This window comes from Microcystis panniformis FACHB-1757 (assembly GCF_001264245.1).
Taxonomy (GTDB): Bacteria; Cyanobacteriota; Cyanobacteriia; order Cyanobacteriales; family Microcystaceae; genus Microcystis; species Microcystis panniformis.
Genome location: NZ_CP011339.1, coordinates 5,583,527 through 5,601,367 on the forward strand (window position 1 = coordinate 5,583,527; position 17,841 = coordinate 5,601,367).

General features: G+C 44.0%; 12 protein-coding genes and 5 pseudogenes. 13 read left to right on the forward strand and 4 right to left on the reverse strand.

Going from position 1 to position 17,841, the window contains the following annotated elements; genetic code table 11:
• Positions 1–12 precede the first annotated feature (12 nt).
• Positions 13–1,758: a potassium-transporting ATPase subunit KdpA gene (gene kdpA / locus VL20_RS26165; protein WP_052278286.1), complete on the reverse strand. Its 1,746-nt coding sequence runs from the start codon at positions 1,756–1,758 to the stop codon at positions 13–15.
• Positions 1,759–2,766: 1,008 nt separating this feature from the next.
• Here kdpA and VL20_RS33435 point away from each other — a divergent pair.
• From VL20_RS33435 to VL20_RS26205, 7 genes and pseudogenes are all read left to right on the forward strand, one after another.
• On the forward strand, positions 2,767–2,892 hold the full coding sequence (locus VL20_RS33435) for a hypothetical protein (RefSeq protein ID WP_284525932.1): 126 nt from the start codon (positions 2,767–2,769) through the stop codon (positions 2,890–2,892).
• A 235-nt stretch (positions 2,893–3,127) separates the two neighbouring features.
• Positions 3,128–4,339 (forward strand): annotated as a pseudogene (locus VL20_RS26170) (RNA-guided endonuclease InsQ/TnpB family protein).
• Positions 4,340–5,070: 731 nt separating this feature from the next.
• A pseudogene (gene ltrA / locus VL20_RS26180) lies at positions 5,071–7,022 on the forward strand (group II intron reverse transcriptase/maturase).
• Positions 7,023–7,088: 66 nt separating this feature from the next.
• Complete coding sequence (locus VL20_RS26185) at positions 7,089–7,490, forward strand: hypothetical protein (protein WP_284525933.1); 402 nt, start codon at positions 7,089–7,091, stop codon at positions 7,488–7,490.
• 35 nt (positions 7,491–7,525) lie between these two features.
• Positions 7,526–8,568 (forward strand): annotated as a pseudogene (locus VL20_RS30755) (IS630 family transposase).
• Between the two features lie 42 nt (positions 8,569–8,610).
• The gene (locus tag VL20_RS26200; RefSeq protein WP_128575333.1) at positions 8,611–9,060 is read left to right on the forward strand and encodes a transposase; all 450 of its coding nucleotides are present in this window, start codon (positions 8,611–8,613) and stop codon (positions 9,058–9,060) included.
• A complete protein-coding gene (locus VL20_RS26205; protein ID WP_052275239.1) occupies positions 9,035–9,247 on the forward strand; it encodes a hypothetical protein in 213 nt (70 codons plus the stop codon). The genes VL20_RS26200 and VL20_RS26205 overlap by 26 nt, the downstream gene beginning before the upstream one ends.
• 382 nt (positions 9,248–9,629) lie before the next feature.
• Here the strand turns inward: VL20_RS26205 and VL20_RS26210 are convergent.
• A pseudogene (locus VL20_RS26210) lies at positions 9,630–9,998 on the reverse strand (Rpn family recombination-promoting nuclease/putative transposase); the annotation flags it as partial.
• 339 nt (positions 9,999–10,337) lie between these two features.
• A pseudogene (locus VL20_RS26215) lies at positions 10,338–11,847 on the reverse strand (HMA2 domain-containing protein).
• 458 nt (positions 11,848–12,305) lie between these two features.
• Between VL20_RS26215 and VL20_RS31995 the strand changes: the two are divergent.
• The 6 genes from VL20_RS31995 to VL20_RS26240 are packed head-to-tail and all read left to right on the forward strand — an operon-like array spanning position 12,306 to position 17,242.
• The gene (locus VL20_RS31995; protein ID WP_002786959.1) at positions 12,306–12,461 is read left to right on the forward strand and encodes a YciI family protein; all 156 of its coding nucleotides are present in this window, start codon (positions 12,306–12,308) and stop codon (positions 12,459–12,461) included.
• Between the two features lie 51 nt (positions 12,462–12,512).
• Positions 12,513–14,060: a bifunctional pantoate--beta-alanine ligase/(d)CMP kinase gene (locus VL20_RS26220; RefSeq protein WP_052278290.1), complete on the forward strand. Its 1,548-nt coding sequence runs from the start codon at positions 12,513–12,515 to the stop codon at positions 14,058–14,060.
• Positions 14,045–14,545 carry a type II toxin-antitoxin system VapC family toxin gene (locus VL20_RS26225; RefSeq protein ID WP_052278291.1) on the forward strand — a complete coding sequence of 167 codons (501 nt, stop codon included), beginning with the start codon at positions 14,045–14,047 and terminating at the stop codon, positions 14,543–14,545. The genes VL20_RS26220 and VL20_RS26225 overlap by 16 nt, the downstream gene beginning before the upstream one ends.
• Before the next feature lie 10 nt (positions 14,546–14,555).
• Positions 14,556–16,379, forward strand: coding sequence for a phosphodiester glycosidase family protein (locus tag VL20_RS26230; RefSeq protein WP_052278292.1), 1,824 nt, complete (start codon positions 14,556–14,558; stop codon positions 16,377–16,379).
• 14 nt (positions 16,380–16,393) lie between these two features.
• Entirely contained in the window at positions 16,394–16,717 is a 324-nt protein-coding gene (locus tag VL20_RS26235; RefSeq protein WP_002765298.1) for a phasin family protein, read from the forward strand.
• 6 nt (positions 16,718–16,723) lie between these two features.
• The gene (locus VL20_RS26240) at positions 16,724–17,242 is read left to right on the forward strand and encodes an FKBP-type peptidyl-prolyl cis-trans isomerase (protein WP_002786963.1); all 519 of its coding nucleotides are present in this window, start codon (positions 16,724–16,726) and stop codon (positions 17,240–17,242) included.
• Between the two features lie 87 nt (positions 17,243–17,329).
• Here VL20_RS26240 and psb28 read toward each other — a convergent pair whose 3' ends face one another.
• Positions 17,330–17,668 (reverse strand): photosystem II reaction center protein Psb28, encoded by a 339-nt coding sequence (gene psb28 / locus VL20_RS26245; protein ID WP_002786964.1) that lies wholly within the window; start codon positions 17,666–17,668, stop codon positions 17,330–17,332.
• Between the last annotated feature and the right edge of the window lie 173 nt (positions 17,669–17,841).

The window sequence follows — 17,841 nt, forward strand, 5'->3', positions numbered from 1 at the left end:
TTATCTAAACTCCTAGCCGATCATCCGGGTGATTTGAAAGGCTTCCGCGATCGGACCGAAGGCCAATATCGGCAAGAAAGTCAGCGCACCGAGAATTAAAATCACCCCCGCCGTCACGCCGGTAAAGAGTCCGGTATCGGTGCGGAGGGTTCCGGTGGTGGCGGGAACTGGTTGTTTGCGGGACATCCCATCGGCTAACAAGAGCAGGGCAGCGATCGGGATATACCGTCCGGCCAATAAACTGAAGCAGGCGCTGAGATTCCACCAGAGAGCGGTCATCGTCGGTTTCGCCCCAGCCGCGATCGCGAGCGGTGCGGGTTGGGAGTCCCCCAGTCCCTCGAAGCCCGATCCGTTATTGGCGGCGGCGGAAGCGTACTCGTAGATAACTTGAGATAATCCGTGAAAGCCGGGGTTACTGATGCCCTGAAAGTCAGGAAAGGCAAGAGCGATCGCTCCAGGGATGAGGATGGCGATCGGGTGAACCAGCAGAATTAAAAAACTCGCTAACACCACTTCCCGTTTCTCAATTTTGCGCCCGAGGAATTCCGGGGTTCGTCCCACCATCAACCCGGTGACGAATACCGCGAGGATTAGATAGGCAAACAGGTAGGCGGTGCCAGTTCCCTGACCGCCGAAAACGATTTGCAGGAAGAGATTCGAGAGGGTGGCGAAGCCGCCGTTCGGCATCAAGGAATCGTGCATGGCGATCACCGCACCGCACATGGTGGCTGTGGTAGTTACCGCGTACAGGGCCGATTGCGCCCAACCGAAGCGTACTTCTTTCCCCTCGAAGTTAACCGCTCGATCGACCCCCAGCAGGGAGTTAACCGCCTGGTTGCCGTTATATTCCCCGATTGCGGTGATGATCGTAAAGCCGATGAAGATACCGAGGGGAATTAGATAGATTAACCGAGCTTGCTTGAGATTATCGGCGAAAATACCGTAGGTATAGATCAGGGAGGTGGGAATCGAGAGAATCGCCACCAACTGCACCAGATTGACGAATCCGTTCGGGTTTTCAAAGGGGTGGGCCGAGTTGCTGGCAAAAAAGCCGCCGCCGTTTTCTCCCAATTCCTTAATGATCTCGAAGTGGGCCACTGGACCACGGGCGATCGCCTGACTCAGGTTGGGGTTTTCTAGCGTCGGCAAGATCGCCGGGCCGGCGAGGGTTTCTGGGACTCCGGCGATGATCAGGGCAATTGCTCCCACGATCGAGAGCGGTAAGAGGATACGGGTGATCGCTCGGATCAGATCGACGTAGAAATTGCCCAACGGTCGCCCCGTCAGTCCCCGAATAAAGGCGATCCCCACCGCTAGACCGGTTCCGGCCGAGGTGAACATTTGGTAGCCGAGTCCCCAGATCTGACTCCCGTAGCTGAGGGTGGTTTCTCCGGAATAATGCTGTTGGTCGGTGTTGGTGATAAAGGAAATCGTCGTATGTAGCGTGGTGTCCCAAGTGGGGGCGGGGATCCCCGTCGGGTTGAGGGGAAGGACTCCTTGGCCCGCAATCAGGGAAAAAACCAGAATTGCTATTACTGCGTTACTGTAGAGAACGGCGCGGGCGTACTGCCAGCCGGTCATATTCTCTTTCCCTTTCACCCCGACGAAGGTGTAAAGAAGACTCTCGACTCGATCGCACAGTGGGTCGAGTAGGGTTCTCCGTTCCATGAACACCCTAGCCATATAGCGCCCGAAAAAGGGGGTGATTGCCACGATTATCAGGATCGTGAGCGCGATTTGAATCCATCCTTGCAACATGGTTCGATCAACTCCAAAAAAAAGCCCGTGGAGGCTCGATCAATGATCGACCGGGAAAATCACGGGTTCGCTGTCTCGAAACCGCTTGAGAAAACCAAGTTTGTCTAATCATTAGCGCTCGTTAACCAGTGGATGATCGAGGGGTTACTATCGCCTCTGCTGGTAATGATTGTAGCGATTTCTTGCACCTTGACAAGCTATATTTTTTCCGTTCGTTATCCTATCAGCTTTTACGCACTTATGCAGCAATACCAACAATTAGCAATTATCGTAAATCCAGTTATTAAAAACTGATTATCTATTCCCCCTTTTGCCTCTTGCCTCTTGCATGAGTGCCTATCCTGATATGTTACCTATACTTAACGGATTTAGTATTATAAGTAGTCGTGCAAAATTAATTTCCTAGTCGAGACTCCGAGACAGGAGACTCCGAGACAGGAGACGGGGGACTCCGAGACAGCTAAGTAGTCGTGCAAAATAAATTTCCTAGTGAAGAAAGGCAAAGGGCAAGAGGCAAGAGGCAAAGGGGGGGTTAGATATGTGTAATTAATTTTGCCTAGGTACTTATCAGGGATCAGATTTGAATTTTTAGTTCACTGTTTACTGATCACAACAAAAAGCGTTTGGCTGACGGGTGACGGCTTGGATGTGTAATTAATTTTGCTTAGGTACTTAAGATAATTTTTCCGCCAGACTCACCGACCGATTCTATTTCTGAGCAGAGATTTACAACATTTCTTATAGGAATAAATTATAAACTCATGGGTTATTATCCTCTGAATAATAGCTGCTAACTCCTGAAAAGGAAGACTCTGTACCTAGCCATTAAAATAACTGCTATCCCACCTTTCAGAATTTGGTTCCGTGGGAATATTTTCTTCATCTTCCACTTCTGTCTGCGCTACATAATAGAATTTTAGGTCATCGAGCATATCAGTTATTGCTCTTTCTACAGCAATTTTTATCGAAAATTTTGGTTAAAACCCCGTCGTGAAACGACGGCTTTTCTTGATCTTTAATAGAGCATCTGAGAACTTCCAGTGGCGCACCTCTCAGTTATCAGTTATCAGTTATCAGTTATCAGTTATCAGTTATCAGTTATCAGTGGGTAAGTTATCAGATGTGATTTTTTAAGTGTGCAGTATTAAATAGAATTTTCCTACTGACTTGAAAGTGGGAAGTGGGAAGTGGGAAGTGGGAAGTAGGTACTACTTTCATCCTTGACGGTGTAACTTGTTGCATCGGTACTGTCTTTTTACTGATCACTGATCACTGATTACTGATTACTGATTACTGATTACTGACCGACTTGACATTATTGATAGACCTAGTTAAAATAGAGTACAGATAGACACATTTTAAACCAACAATGAAAGCAAGGTATCAATATCGCCTTTACCCAACAGACCAACAAAAAAAGCTTTTGTCTCAGTTGTTCGGGTGCGTGCGTGTTGTCTGGAACGATACCTTAGCTTACTGCCAAGAACTCTAAGTACCTAGTCAAAATTATTTACACATGACGATCATTGCCCCGTAAGGGTTTTAGCTCGATCGGGCAGGTAATTAATTTTGCATGACTACTTATCAACAAGGAGAAAAAAAGCCAAAATATACCGAGTTTTCCAAAAGACTAACTCAGACTAAAAAAACAGAATAAAGAAAGTGGTTAACTGAGGTTTATTCTATTCCTTTACAACAGTCTTTGAGAGATTTAGAGACAGCCTATTCTAACTTTTTTGCATCTTGTCAGGGAGAAAGGAAGGGAAAAAAAGTAAAACCTCCCAAGTTTAAAAAACGTAAATCTCAACAATCGGCAAGATTTACTGACAATGGTTTTACCGTTAATCAACACCACGTTACTTTGGCAAAAATCGGTGATTTTAAAGTCGTTTGGAGCCGTCCATTACCCTCTAAACCTTCTAGCGTCACCTTGATTAAAGACGCAGCAGATCGATACTTTCTCAGTTTCGTTGTCGAGATTCGTCCTGAAACTTTGCCAGATAACAAGCAAACCATAGGGATCGATCTAGGGATTGCTACCTTTGCGACTCTTTCAACAGGGGAAAAGTTCAACGCACCAAAACCGTTCAAGAAACGATTAAAACGACTAAGAAAGGCACAGAAAAACCTTTCTAGAAAACAGAAAGGAAGTAAACGACGGGAAAAAGCCAGAAAACAAGTGGCTGAAATCCACGCAAAGATTAAAGACACTCGCACTGATTTTTTGAATAAACTATCCCCTAGAGTTGTTCGTGAAAATCAAACAATAATTTTAGGGGATTTAAACACATCAGGAATGGTTAAAAATCGTAAGTTATCCCGTGCCATATCAGACTGAGGATGGCGTTCTTTTCGAGATATACTATCAGCAAAATCTGATAAATATGGGCGTGATTTTCGGATAATTTCCCGATGGGAGCCAACTAGCCAAAGATGTTCCTGTTGTGGGAATATTGGCGGGAAAAAGGCGTTAAATATCCGCGAGTGGGAATGTCTTTTTTGTGGGACTTTCCATGATAGGGATGTAAACGCCGCAATTAAGTGCGATTCGTTCAGTCGAAACCTAGAAATAGGGGGATGACTGGCCTCTGTTGAGTAACCCTAACTGGGTTGAGTACGCACTTTAATCCTCAGCAGATGACAACTTCATAACCTTGTAAGTGAGGGCTAGTATCCTAGAAACCCCAAGTCTTACCTTCCAGACGCAGGAATGAAAGCAAACGCCCTTACGGTAGCGACTAGCCATCAATCCGTAAAGCAGGGAATCGAGCGGAAAAAGCGACTTATAGCCTAAATAAGTCAACCGTAAGCAAGTTCCTATGGATAACGAAAGTTAAGTCATCGTCCGAATTACCGTTACGGCGAAGCAGTGAAATAAGGCTGACACACTGCCAGTACCAAAAGGTCAATAGTATAGGGTGGTATAAGGATTTGTATCGATATAAGTACCTAAGCAAAATTAATTACACATATCTAACCACCTCTTGCCTCTTGCCCCTTGCCTCTTGCCTATCTTCACTAGGAAATTAATTTTGCACGACTACTTACCAAGCGTTACCCAAAAACTCGGTAAAGAGATGACATCCTAAAGGGAACAAACCAAAGGTTATGAGGAACGAAGTAACCCTATTATTACTCTTTAGTAAAGGTCGAAAACTAAGAGCAGTCAGCTAAGACGAAAACTCTGCAATACAGCAGGTAATAGTAGGGAAAGATTGAGTCAAAAGCCAACGCCTATTTGTAACGAATAGGATATGCAGACGGACTCACGATTACATGGAATGAAAAGTTGTAAGTAGTAATGTAAAAGTTATGACCACTGTTCAACAGATGGATAAATGGAAGACTTGGCAAGACATCAATTGGAAAAAGGTTGAACGTCAGGTTTTTAAGTTACAAAAACGAATTTTCAGAGCGTCTAGTTGTGGAGATGTCAAGAAGGTTCACAGACTCCAAAAATTATTGTTAAAGTCCTACAGTGCTAAAGCGTTAGCGGTGCGTAGAGTAACCCAAGACAATCAAGGAAAGAAAACCGGGCTCTTCTCGACTTTGTGTGATAATTTTTGCTTATGGAATCGTGAAATGCTTATCAGGCAAGACTTTTAGTGCTATTTGGCGGAATAAACTATCAGTATAGACCTCGTTTCCACACAGAAACCAGAAGAGCCAAAACCGCAGGTGTGGATGGAGTTAAATCTCTAACCCCAAAACAACGGTTAACCCTAATGACTGAACTAAACTTGGGAACAAAGGTCAAACCCACACGCCGAGTATGGATTCCCAAACCCAACGGCGAAAAACGACCTTTAGGAATACCTACCATGAAAGACCGTGCCTTACAAGCACTAGCTAAACTGGTACTAGAACCAGAGTGGGAAGCCAAATTCGAGCCTAACAGCTATGGATTTAGAGTAGGACGCTCTTGTCACGATGCTATAGCAGGGATATTCCAAGCCATTAACAAAAAGGCAAAGTATGTTCTTGATGCAGATATAGCTAAATGCTTTGACCGCATTGACCATCAAAAACTGTTAGAAAAACTTAACACCTACCCAACCATGAGGAAACAAATCAAATCATGGTTAAAAGCAGGAGTCATAGACGACAAACAGTTATTCCCAACCTCAGAAGGTACACCGCAAGGCGGAGTGTTATCGCCATTATTGGCAAATATAGCACTTCATGGGTTAGAGGAATTGGTTATGAATCTAGCACCCTCATTTGACATGAAACGCAAAGACGGGACACAAATGAGTGTTAGAGACAAAATAAAATCAGTGACCTTAATCCGATATGCAGACGATTTTGTGGTACTACATGAAAACCTAGGGGTTATTCTCCTAATCAAAAAGGAAATAGAGGGATGGTTACAAAACATCGGACTTGAGTTAAAACCAAGTAAAACAAGAATAGCCCACACACTGAGAGAAGATGAAAGCGAACAAGCTGGATTCGACTTTCTAGGGTTTAATATAAGACAATTTCCCGTCGGTAAATACACCTCGGGAAAAGTCAGAGGTAATCTGCTTGGTTTCAAAACAATAATAACCCCTAACAAAGAGAGTCAAATAAGACACTATAGAGAACTTAAACGCATCATAAACACCAGCAAGGGAATCAACCAAGCTGAACTCATTAAAAGGTTAAACCCTGTAATAAGAGGATGGTGCAATTACTTCTCAACAGTGGTTAGTCAGAAAATCTTTGAAAGATTAACCCACATCCTAGGGCATAAACTCATCAAATGGGGGATAAAACGCCATCGAAACAAAGGAAGAAAGTGGATTTCTAAAAGACACTTTCACACAATAGGTGGCAATAACTGGGCTTTCACAACCAGAGAAGAAAATAATCCTCTAAGGTTGTACGAACATAGAGAAACGGAAATCCGACGCTATGTGAAGGTCAAAGGGAACGCCTCACCCTACGATGGAAACCTAGTTTATTGGAGTTCAAGAATGGGGACTCATCCCGAAATGCCAACAGAAATTTCAAAACTGTTGAAAAAGCAAAAAGGGAAATGTACTCACTGTGGACACTTCTTAAGAGATGGGGATTTAATGGAGATAGACCACATCACCCCTAAATCACTAGGGGGGAATAACAGTTACAATAACCTCCAACTTCTTCATCGACATTGCCATGATGAAAAGACAGCCAATGATGGCAGTCTAGGCAACAAATCTGACTGCAATAGTGTCAAGCCAGAACCGCCCATACCAGATAATTACCTGACTGACGGACACAAGTGGGTCAAAACCTGACAAGACAAGGGTTGCCAAAAAGAAAAATATCTGGGTAGATAGGGAAAAAGCAAGAATCCCTACAAGATGAAAACCGAGAACAGAATCTTCTCCCAAGTTTATTCCTATCTAGAACAAGGAAGCCGATTTGTGGATAAAAGACATTTAACCGTCCTCAGTTGGATGGTGACAGCCCTACTCAGTAGTCAAAGTCTCAATCAAGCCAGATGGGAACCCTTTGTACAAAGCAGAGCCGAACAAGCCAATAGTTATCAGAGACGGTGGAATCGCTTTTGCCAGAATGGAAGAGTAGCGGTGGAAAAGATATACATCCCCTTAATATTGAAAGCCATCGAGACTTGGAAGGAGAAGGGGGAAAGACTGTATCTAGCAATAGATACCACTCTGTTGTGGAATCAATACTGCTTTGTCTATACTTTGCACGGCTACAAATTGCATTTTTTACTCAAGGACAATAATATAGTTTAAGAGTCATAATTAGAAGCAAAGCACTCATTAAAAACATGATTAACCTAGAATTCACGGAAGAAGAAAAGAACTCACTGTATTATGAAAGATTTCATCATCCCCATCCCCGGGTTCAACTGAAGATGGAAGTTCTCTGGTTAAAAAGCCAAAAGATACCGCACCAAAAAATTTGTCAGTTAGCAGGAATCTCGCCAAATACCTTATTAACCTATCTTCGCGATTATCAAGAAGGCGGAATAGAAAAATTAAAAGAAATCAACTTCTATCGCCCTAAAAGTGAATTAGAGTTTCAAAAAGAAACCCTCAAAAAATACTTCGAGAAAAATCCACCAGCCACAATAAATGAAGCTGTATATAGGATAGAAGAATTGACGGGAATAAAACGAAGTCCTACCCAAGTGAGAAAATTTTTAAAATCAATGGGAATGAAATGTTTAAAAGTAGGTTCTCTTCCTTCTAAAGCTGACCCAGATGAACAAGAGGACTACAAAGAAAAAAAGCTAGAACCCAGACTAAATGAGGCAAAAGAAGGAAAAAGGGCTGTTTTTTTGTTGATGCCGCTCACTTCGTCATGGGAGCATTTCTCGGTTTTGTTTGGTGTTTTGAGAGACTTTTTGTTAAGTCACCGAGCGGGCGTAAACGCTTCAATGTTTTAGGAGTATTAAATGCAATAACTCATGAAGTTATTCTGGTTACGAATGACACTTATATTACGGCAACTCAAGTCTGTGAACTCCGGTCAAAAATAGCTGCTTTAGGACTAATGATTCCCATCACTCTAGTCTTAGATAATGCCCGCTATCAAAAATGTAAAATTGTTGAAGAATTGGCTCTTTCTTTGTCAATAGAGCTGCTCTATCTGCCGTCTTATTCACCTAATCTAAATTTAATTGAAAGGCTGTGGAAATTGGTCAAAAAGAAATGTTTATATGGTAAATATTATGAGAACTTTTCTGACTTTTCTTCAGCTATTTATGAATGTCTGAATGATGCCCATCTGAAACATAAAAAAGAACTGGATTCCTTGCTGACTCTACGATTTCAGAAGTTTAATAAATCTCAGATTATGAACGTCTAAAGTCTATCTAGCGGTGGTCTGCGGGGGAGAGCCGTCCCCTTGATGTGGATGGGATTAGAACATGGTAGTGCCAGCCTAGCTTTTGAGAAATACGAACCCTTGTTGGACAGAGCCAAAGGCTATCTTCAGGGCTTTGAGAATGTCATGCTGTTAGCCGACCGAGGCTTTGCCAATCAGCAATTAATTCAATGGCTCAGGAAAAATACTTGGCATTGGTGTCTTCGCTTACCTTGCGATACCCTCATTTACGGTGTTCGCCGTCGGGGTTTTGGCTATGAGGTCAGAGAACTCTATCCTCCCAAACGGCAAGCCTGCTTTGATCGCAACGTTCAAGTCTGGCAGGAGGCTAGAATCACTGCTCATCTTGCTTTAGCCTCTGTTCCAGGGGTTAAGGATAATTGGGCAATTCTGAGCGATGAACCTCCTACCCTTGACACCTTCTGGCAGTATGGTCTTCGTTTTCCCATTGAACATCTCTTTCAAGGGCAGTAAATCGGGCGTTTTTGACTGGGAACATTCTCGTGTTCGCTCTGCTGCTTGTTTAGAACGTCTCTATCTCATTGTTGCCATTTCTATTCTCTTTGCTACTTTAACTGGCATGGCGGTTCAACAATCTGGCTCTCGCCGTCAGGTTGATGCTCATTTTCGGCGTGGTTTGAGTTATTTGAAAATTGGTTGACGTTGGCTGGCGGGAGTTGTTCATAAGGCGCGTCCCTTCTTGCGACTTGACCACTTATTTTCTGTTGACCCTTTTCCCTGTTGGCTCTTCTCGCAAAGCTCGTCAGGATTATTATGGCAAAATTACCTTTTCTTTTATTCAGGAGTTTGAGGCTTTCACATAACAGTACTTGTCTTTGTATTGAAAAATGTGTCCGTCAGTCAGGGCGCGTCCCTTCTTGCGACTTGACCACTTATTTTCTGTTGACCCTTTTCCCTGTTTTGCTTCTCGCAAAGCTCGTCAGGATTATTATGGCAAAATTACCTTTTCTTTTATTCAGGAGTTTGAGGCTTTCACATAACAGTACTTGTCTTTGTATTGAAAAATGTGTCCGTCAGTCAGGACTAATCGCTTCTCTTTTTGGCTTTGAATAAGAGAAAATTACAATCGGATAAATCGGTAAGACAAATTTCTCATGAAAGCGAGCAAAATAAGTAAACATTCGCCGATTAAACCACTGGCGGGAACTTTCCTGCGCCTCGACATGAATCAGAAAAAAAGATTCTTTTCCTCGAAACTTAACTTGTGCGACTAAATCGCTTTCATACCTTTCTCCTTCCGTGACATCGGTAAATACTTCTTTGTCTAAAAAAGTAATCGAGTCTCTATCTAAATAATCCATCAATTGAGGAAAAAATAACTCGATAAATTCGACAAAAAAGGTGGAGATTAACTCTTTAAATAAGCGGTCATGGTCAATATTATTAGTCATGTAATATCATCTTAACTAATCTGAGCGATGAATGACTACTCTTATCTATTGTATTCTGAAAAGTCGGTTTTGGCAACGGATTGTTATGATTTCACCCCCTTAACCCACAGCGATTGCCAAATTTGCCCAAAAACCATCAGATTGAGCTAAATCGAACAAACTATCGTAAACAGCAGGAAAAATCGGCAACAGGGTAGAAATCATGACATTAACTGCAAAAGTTTATTTCTAACAGTTTTAGCCCAACAATCCCCAATTTTTCAAGGGTGCTATCACAAAAATTAACATTTATTACAAGAAAACGGGTTTCTCAAAGAAACCCATTTTCTAAATAGTTTCTCAAAGAAACCCGTTTTCTAAGGGGTTAGTTTCGGGGAGCGCAGGCTGTTCAATTCTGCGAGGATGGCTGAACTGCCGTTGATTGCGGCGGCTGCCACCGGGTTGAGTCCCGAAAATGCCCCGACTGCCACCACTAACAGGTTGGGCAGGGTAGCGATCGCCAAACTCCCGTAGGCAGTGGCAAGGGTATGCCGCGCCAGAGCAAAGGTGTAGCCGAGGGGCTGGAGATCCTGGCTGTGCAAGATGACATCTGCGGCCGCTTCAAAATCCCCTCTCCCTAGAGAAATGACCACCTGATCCTCCTGGGCAGCCAAGCGCAATCAGTACCACTGTCGGTTATCCAAGCCACCCGCTTACCTTGGCGGTGCAACTGTTCTTGGAGGCCCTCAACAGCAGCCGCATCGGTGGCGAAGTGGATGCACTGATAAGGGATGCCCCAACTCACCGGCAGCTCCGGGGTAATCAAGTCCTGGAAACTTTCGCGAGTAAAGACCAGAGTATCCACCTGAGCCAGCTTTTCCAGTACCCTGGCATTGCGGATGTAAACGCCTTGTCGCGCTGCCGCCGTCAGGGTCGAAACCACTGCCAAGGGAGTAACGCCCCGCAGGGAAACCCCGATGTCGAGGGGTAACAGCGCACTCGCACGCCCCAAGTCTCCCGTCAGGATTGCCCAAGTGCCACTCAGGAACAAAGTGGGTAGGATCGCTCCTTGGGCGACGGGTTTGAGGTTCTGGAGTAGTTCGGTTTTTTCGACGGAATCTAGCCACCCTTCTCGAGCTGCCTCGGGAACGGGAGCGAACCGCTGCCGGTCAGAGAGCCAGTGGATTTCTGCATCTTCTTGCTCGAACAGCAGGTATAGCTCGTCTTCTAGCTGTTGGAGCTTGCTCTGGCGCAGGCTCTCTCCCACTGCTGCCAGATTGAGGGCGAGTGCGCCGGCGATGTTGTTACCTTGCAGCAGTTGGTAGCTCAACCAGAGGGCATCGAGGCAGTCTATTGTCACTTGTCCCTGCTGGGTGAGGGCTTGGCCAACCCTCTGCCAGAGAGGAATTGAAGCCGCAAGGACAATTCCCCCCACAATCGAGAAGGGCAGTTCTAGGGGAGCAGCAGCGATCGCCACAGCCAAGGTTAAGGCCGGCATCCCTAAAGTTGGCCAAGTCCCCTGATTCCTAGCCCCGACTTTCTCGCTTGGATTTGGCTCTCTTTCCCGGCCGGCCGCTGGGATGGCCGCTTGCAAGTAATCTAGGATGGCCGTTGCTGACAGCATTTCCGCCTGGTAGGAGACAATCAGGGAGCAGGCTGCGGCATTGATGCGGCTCTCGCTGATGGCAGTGGTTCTAAGCAGCGATCGCTGTAAGCGTCTGGCAAATTCGTCATCCCAATTGAGGCGAGGAATGCGAATTCGCAGCCGTCCCGGAATTTGATGGGCGACTTGCCAATCTACCCACTCAGGGGGTGCTGGGGAATTTTCTGCCGCTTGAACTGGTGCGGGAGTCAGAGTTGTTGTCGTCATGGTGAGGTGATTTCGAGAGGGGCTACCGACTGGCAGCGGGACGAACAAGACATTCAAAAGCAGGCTGACAGCAGCGACGTAGATGATACCAGTTTTCGACTTCCATAACCATTGTTGTAGAGTCGAGGTTAACCCCGGCAGCGGCAGAAGGGTAATACGGGGAAAAAGTCGCCCTCAAGGTAGGGTTGATTCATGAATCAACCCTACCTTGAATCAACCCTAGGGGGCAGGGGGTATCAAAGACAAAATCTATCTTCTATTTAATCAGAACCACTTAATTATCGGAACTAAAAAAGGCTTATATATATTTCAGCACGGATTCCCATTATAATAAAAAGTATAGGTCAAATCGAGGAATTTTGTCAAGTCTTTTTTGCCATTAATCTATATAATTTTCGGGATGCTTACCAGTCATTGTCCTGAAAAAAATTATGCCCTAGTTTGTCAAACAAGCCTATGTGCAGCGGTTAACCGAGACAGGACAGGAGACAAAAACGAGTTATTGGCTAGAAAGAGGCGATGGGATGTTATTATTTAAAGCCGATTCCCCGGAAGCAGCCGAATCGATCATCGGGCAGCATCCCCTGATTAAAAATGGCTATGTGGAGTATTAACTGCACGAATGGCGAATAGTAGTGGAATAGGCTATTAAAGGAGTGAACCCTGTGCAAATATTCACGACAATCCCCGGTTTACGCACTTTTTTGGCTGATTATCGCCCCGATCACAGTATTGCCCTCGTGCCAACCATGGGCGCTCTCCATAAAGGTCATGCTAGTCTAATTCGACGCGCAGTGACGGAAGCGGAGGTGACTGTGGTTAGTATTTTTGTTAATCCTCTACAATTTGGCCCTACAGAGGATTTTTCTCGCTATCCCCGCACCTTTGAAAGCGATCGCCAATTGTGTGAATACTTGGGAGTTGCTGCTATTTTTGCTCCGAGTGCGGAAACTTTAGGAATTGGTGATTCTGAGGAGATAACCGCAGTTGTTCCCCCGATTTCTCTGACTAGCGGGTTATGTGGTGCTTTTCGTCCAGGACATTTTCAGGGAGTAGCCACAATTGTCACGCGGTTGTTTAATATTATTGCACCGACGATCGCCTATTTTGGCGAAAAGGATGCCCAACAGTTAGCGATTATCCGGCAATTAGTCAGAGATTTAAATTTAGCGATCGAGATTCGCGCTTGTGCTACAGTGCGAGAAACATCGGGATTAGCCGTTAGTTCTCGCAATCAGTATCTATCAGCCACAGAAAGGGAAAAAGCGACAATTATCCCCCAAAGTTTGCAATTAGCTCTCGAAAGTTTTCGTTTAGGGGAAAGACAAAGGGAAAAACTACTGGCTATTGTCCAAAAAAATCTCGACAGAGTGCCAGAATTTCGCTGTCAGTATCTGGATTTAGTCCATCCCCAGAGTTTACAACCGATCGAGCAGATCGAAGCAAGGGGCTTATTAGCGATCGCTGGATTGATCGGTCAAACCCGTTTAATTGATAATATTATCTTGTGTCAACGTCGGCCAGTTATCGCTATTGATGGGCCTGCTGGAGCGGGAAAATCGACAGTCACGCGCTTAGTAGCGGAAAAATTGGGGTTAACCTATCTCGATACCGGTGCGATGTATCGCGCAGTGACATGGTTAGTGGTGAATTCCGGTCTGGATTTGTCCGCAGAAGCGGCCATCGCCGAGTTATTATCTTTAGCGAAGATAGCAATAATTCCGGCCGATAGTCCCGAAAATGTGACTATAGTGAAGATTAATGGGCAGGATGTGACTTTAGAGATTCGCTCTCCCGCAATTACCGCGCAAGTGTCCAGAATTGCCGCTCAAAAAGCGGTGCGACAGCAGTTAGTCACCCTGCAAAGACAGCTGGGAATGTCGGGGGGAATAGTTGTGGAAGGTCGAGATATTGGTACTAATGTTTTCCCAGAAGCGGAATTAAAGATTTTCTTGACAGCGACACCCGAAGAAAGAGCGAGAAGGAGATTAAAAGACTTAGAAGCGCAGGGAAATGGGGGTATTAGTCTCACAGAATTAACCCAAGAGATTGAAAAAAGGGATTATTTGGATAGTAATCGCTCCCTAGCACCCCTGCGAAAAGCCGCAGATGCGATCGAAGTTAATACCGATAATCTCAGTATTACAGAAGTCACGGAAAAAATCATTGCTCTTTATCATCAAGGAGAAGAAAATCAATGGGGAAGTCTCTAGTTTTTTTAGATACTGATGTTTTGATTTCTTATCTACGAGGAGATCTAGCCAGTGTACATTTATTCGATCGAGAAATACTCGATCGCGTTTGTCTTGCTATTAATGCGATCGTTTTACAAGAGTTATTATTTTTGGCAGAAGTTCGTAATCATCCTGAAATAGTCGATCGGATTCAAGAAAAGGTGACTATCTTGGATTTTGATTTAGTTAAACTTGATCAATATTGGCAAAATGCTAGAGATATTCGCAATATTTTGGTACACTCGAATGATGTTTTAATTTTAAGTAGTGCCGCTAATTGTGATTATTTAGTTACCTATGATCAAAAACTTAAAAAAGCCTCTAGTTATCTATATAACTCTAAACCGATGGTAGTAACACCTGAAGAATTATTAGAGGTTATTTATCAAAAAAATATAGTCCCTTCTAGCCTCTCTTGCCAAGGATATAAATCCTCAAATTTTCCCTTAACTCAGGTGATTTAGGGGGATAATTATGAAGTTAAATTACCTGACTTTCTCATCTATCTGTTTAACGGTAACTTCCTTGATAATTATCGCCAGTCCAGCTATATCTTTAGCCGATCATAGATCACCAATAACTTTAGCTTCTAGGGATTTATCAAACCAGCAACAGGGACGAACAATTATTCTTAATGGTCGTTCTTTGCCCGTTTCTTGGCGACAGTGGACAGCAGCAAATAGTACCAGAATTGCCATGGGTGACACGGGAGCAAGACAATTATTCGGCATGGATTTTCTTAGCACAAATGATCCGAAAAAGCAACCGATAAGCTGGTTTAATTTACAAACTTTATCGGCTAATTTGATCAATCCCGATCGCTGGTTAGACGTTACGGATATTTTACTAAAAATGGGGGCAACAACCACTATTAATGGCGATAGTTTAAATATTAACTTTCCTGCTCCTCAGATTGAAGATATTCAGCTAGAAAATTATGGGGCAGTACAAAGGATTATTATTCAACTTGATCGCCCGACCTTTTGGCAAGTTAGTCAGGCAAAAAATCAAGCAGTGATTACCCTAGAAGGAAATACCCAGCAATCGCTTATCTCTAGGTTTCAACCCAAAACTGTTAGTAACAGTAATCAAAATAACGATGAAGATGATCTAGGTAACTCTAATAATAACTTAGCCACTCAGATTACTTCCTTAGAAAATAATGGGGTGATCAGTCGTTTAAAAGTTAACCTTCCCACTGCCTACGGATTACAGATCAGCAGTGTGGATAATCCTCCCCGAATTATCATTGATTCTCGTCCCGATGCTATGGATGAAAAGCGCATTGTTTGGCAACCAGGGTTAGTCTGGAATCAAAAATATATCCAGTTAGATCAAGATTGGTTTCCCGTGACTTGGTTAGAAATCGATCCCAGAAATCCTCAGATAACTATTAAACCAATCACCGCTAATTCCACCTCAATGCGCGGCACTAATCCCCTGATCACGATTAATAGCGAAAGTAATGCGGTAGCGATGATTAATGGCGGCTTTTTTAATCGTAATAATCAGTTACCTTTGGGGGCAATTCGTGTGGATGGTAAATGGTTATCCGGACCAATTTTAAACCGAGGAGCGATCGCATGGGATAATCGTGGTAAAATCAGGATCGATCGCCTGAGTTTAGAGGAAACTCTCATTACTGCCACCGGACAACGTTTTCCCCTAACCCAGTTAAATAGTGCCTTTGTAGCAGCCGGCTGCAGTCGTTATACTCGTGATTGGGGAAGTAATTATCATCCCCTCACCGAGCGCGAAACCGGGTTAGTCGTGCAAGGCGATCGCATAACGGAGAAATTAAATAATCTTTTGCCACAGGATAGTATAGACATACCAGAAAATAGCTATTTAGTCATCTGCCGAAAGACAGATATTAATTTAAATATTGGTGAGAGAGTCAATCTCGATAGCGTCACCCTACCGAGAGATTTTGCTAATTATCCCCAGATTTTAGGTGCTGGTCCCCTATTATTGCAGAATGGGCGCATAGTTTTAGATGGAAATGCCGAAAAATTTAGTCCGGCATTCCAAAATCAACAAGCTTCCCGCAGTGCGATCGCAGTTAGTCAAGAAGGAAAAATTTTGCTAGTGGCTATCCATAATCGCGTCGGAGGAAGGGGGGCAACTTTAGGCGAATTAGCCCGAATTTTGCTGTTAATGGCGGCAAAGGACGGTTTAAACCTAGATGGGGGTAGTTCCACTGGAATAGCCTTGGCGGGTTATCTGCTCGATCGCTCTGCCGTTACCGCCGCAAAAGTCCATAATGGAATAGGAATATTTTTATCACCGTCTCCTTGAAGGGGGTGAAAACAATGGATAATAGCGACTGGATTAAACAATTGCTGCTGATGGGTATTGGCACTACTTCCATGGTGGCAGAAAAGATCAAAGAAGTGAGCGATGAATTAGTCAAAGACGGTAAAATCAATTCTGATCAGGCTAAAAACTTTGTCGATGATCTGATGACACAGATGAAGTCTGAACAGGGGAACTTCGAGAATAACTTAGAACGCTATATTCGCCATATTTTGCAGGATTTAGGGGTTCCCCGACAATCGGAAATGGACGAACTGCGGGGAAGGATTGATAGATTAGAACGACAGGTGAGAGACTTAGAGAATAAACTCTGGCGTTAGGGAACTATGAAATCAATGCGCGAAATCTTGCTCAGTTTTGCTATTATTGCGGTTTGTGGCTTATTTTTAATCGCTGCTTCCCTCTTTGGTGGGGGGGAAAAAACCAATGCGATCGCCGCAGAAATCGATCCACCCCCTATCACTCAAACTATTAATAAGGAAATCATCTCCATGGATTTAGATCAAGCAGTTACCACCGATTCGGGACTAAAATACATCGATATAGTGGAAGGAACCGGAGAAAGTCCCCAAAAAGGTCAAAAAGTGACTGTTCACTACACGGGAACCCTGACAGACGGCAAAAAATTCGATAGTTCCAAGGATCGCAATCAACCTTTTACCTTTACCATTGGAGTTGGTCAAGTGATCAAAGGATGGGATGAGGGAGTCGCATCGATGAAAGTCGGTGGGCAGCGTACCTTAATTATCCCCCCAGAATTAGGTTATGGTGCGCGGGGTGCTGGTGGGGTGATTCCTCCCAACGCGACTTTACTTTTCGATGTGGAATTGTTGGGAGTCAAATAAATAGGTTTTTCCTCTGATTTCTTACCTCTACCCGCATCGCTTCTGAATGCGGGTTTTTTGACAGATTGCCAGAAGCTAAGGGCAAAATCAAGAGGATTTAGTAAATTCTAGACCGTTTTCGCTGCCGTAACGTTCCATAAAACGCATAAAACGATCCCACTCTGCGGGAGAATTAAAAATAACCGTAGCTTCGATCGCCATGGGTTTACCGTTGATAAATTTGCCTTTTACTTCCCTGGTGACGATTTCCCCCTCCTCATCAATGAGATACATCCCCGTGATTTCCTCGGTTTGTTGATCTCCGAGGATAGTCGGTTGATCAAAATAAAATTTTGCCGATCCCTTCTCTCCCGTTTTCGTGCGACTTAAGCGGATATCGGGAACAACTGATTCTTTTAACCCCCTGGAAAACTGAATTTCTGCCATTACTTTTCTTTATCCTTCTCATAAAACACGCCTTTCTACATCATCTCACACCAAGTCGCAAGTAAAAAGCAGATGGGACAGCATAAGCTCAAAATATCAATACCAGTACCATTTTTCCTGATTCGTAGGCGGCCTATCCATTGGTAACATCTTTCTTTACATAGGGTCTGCTG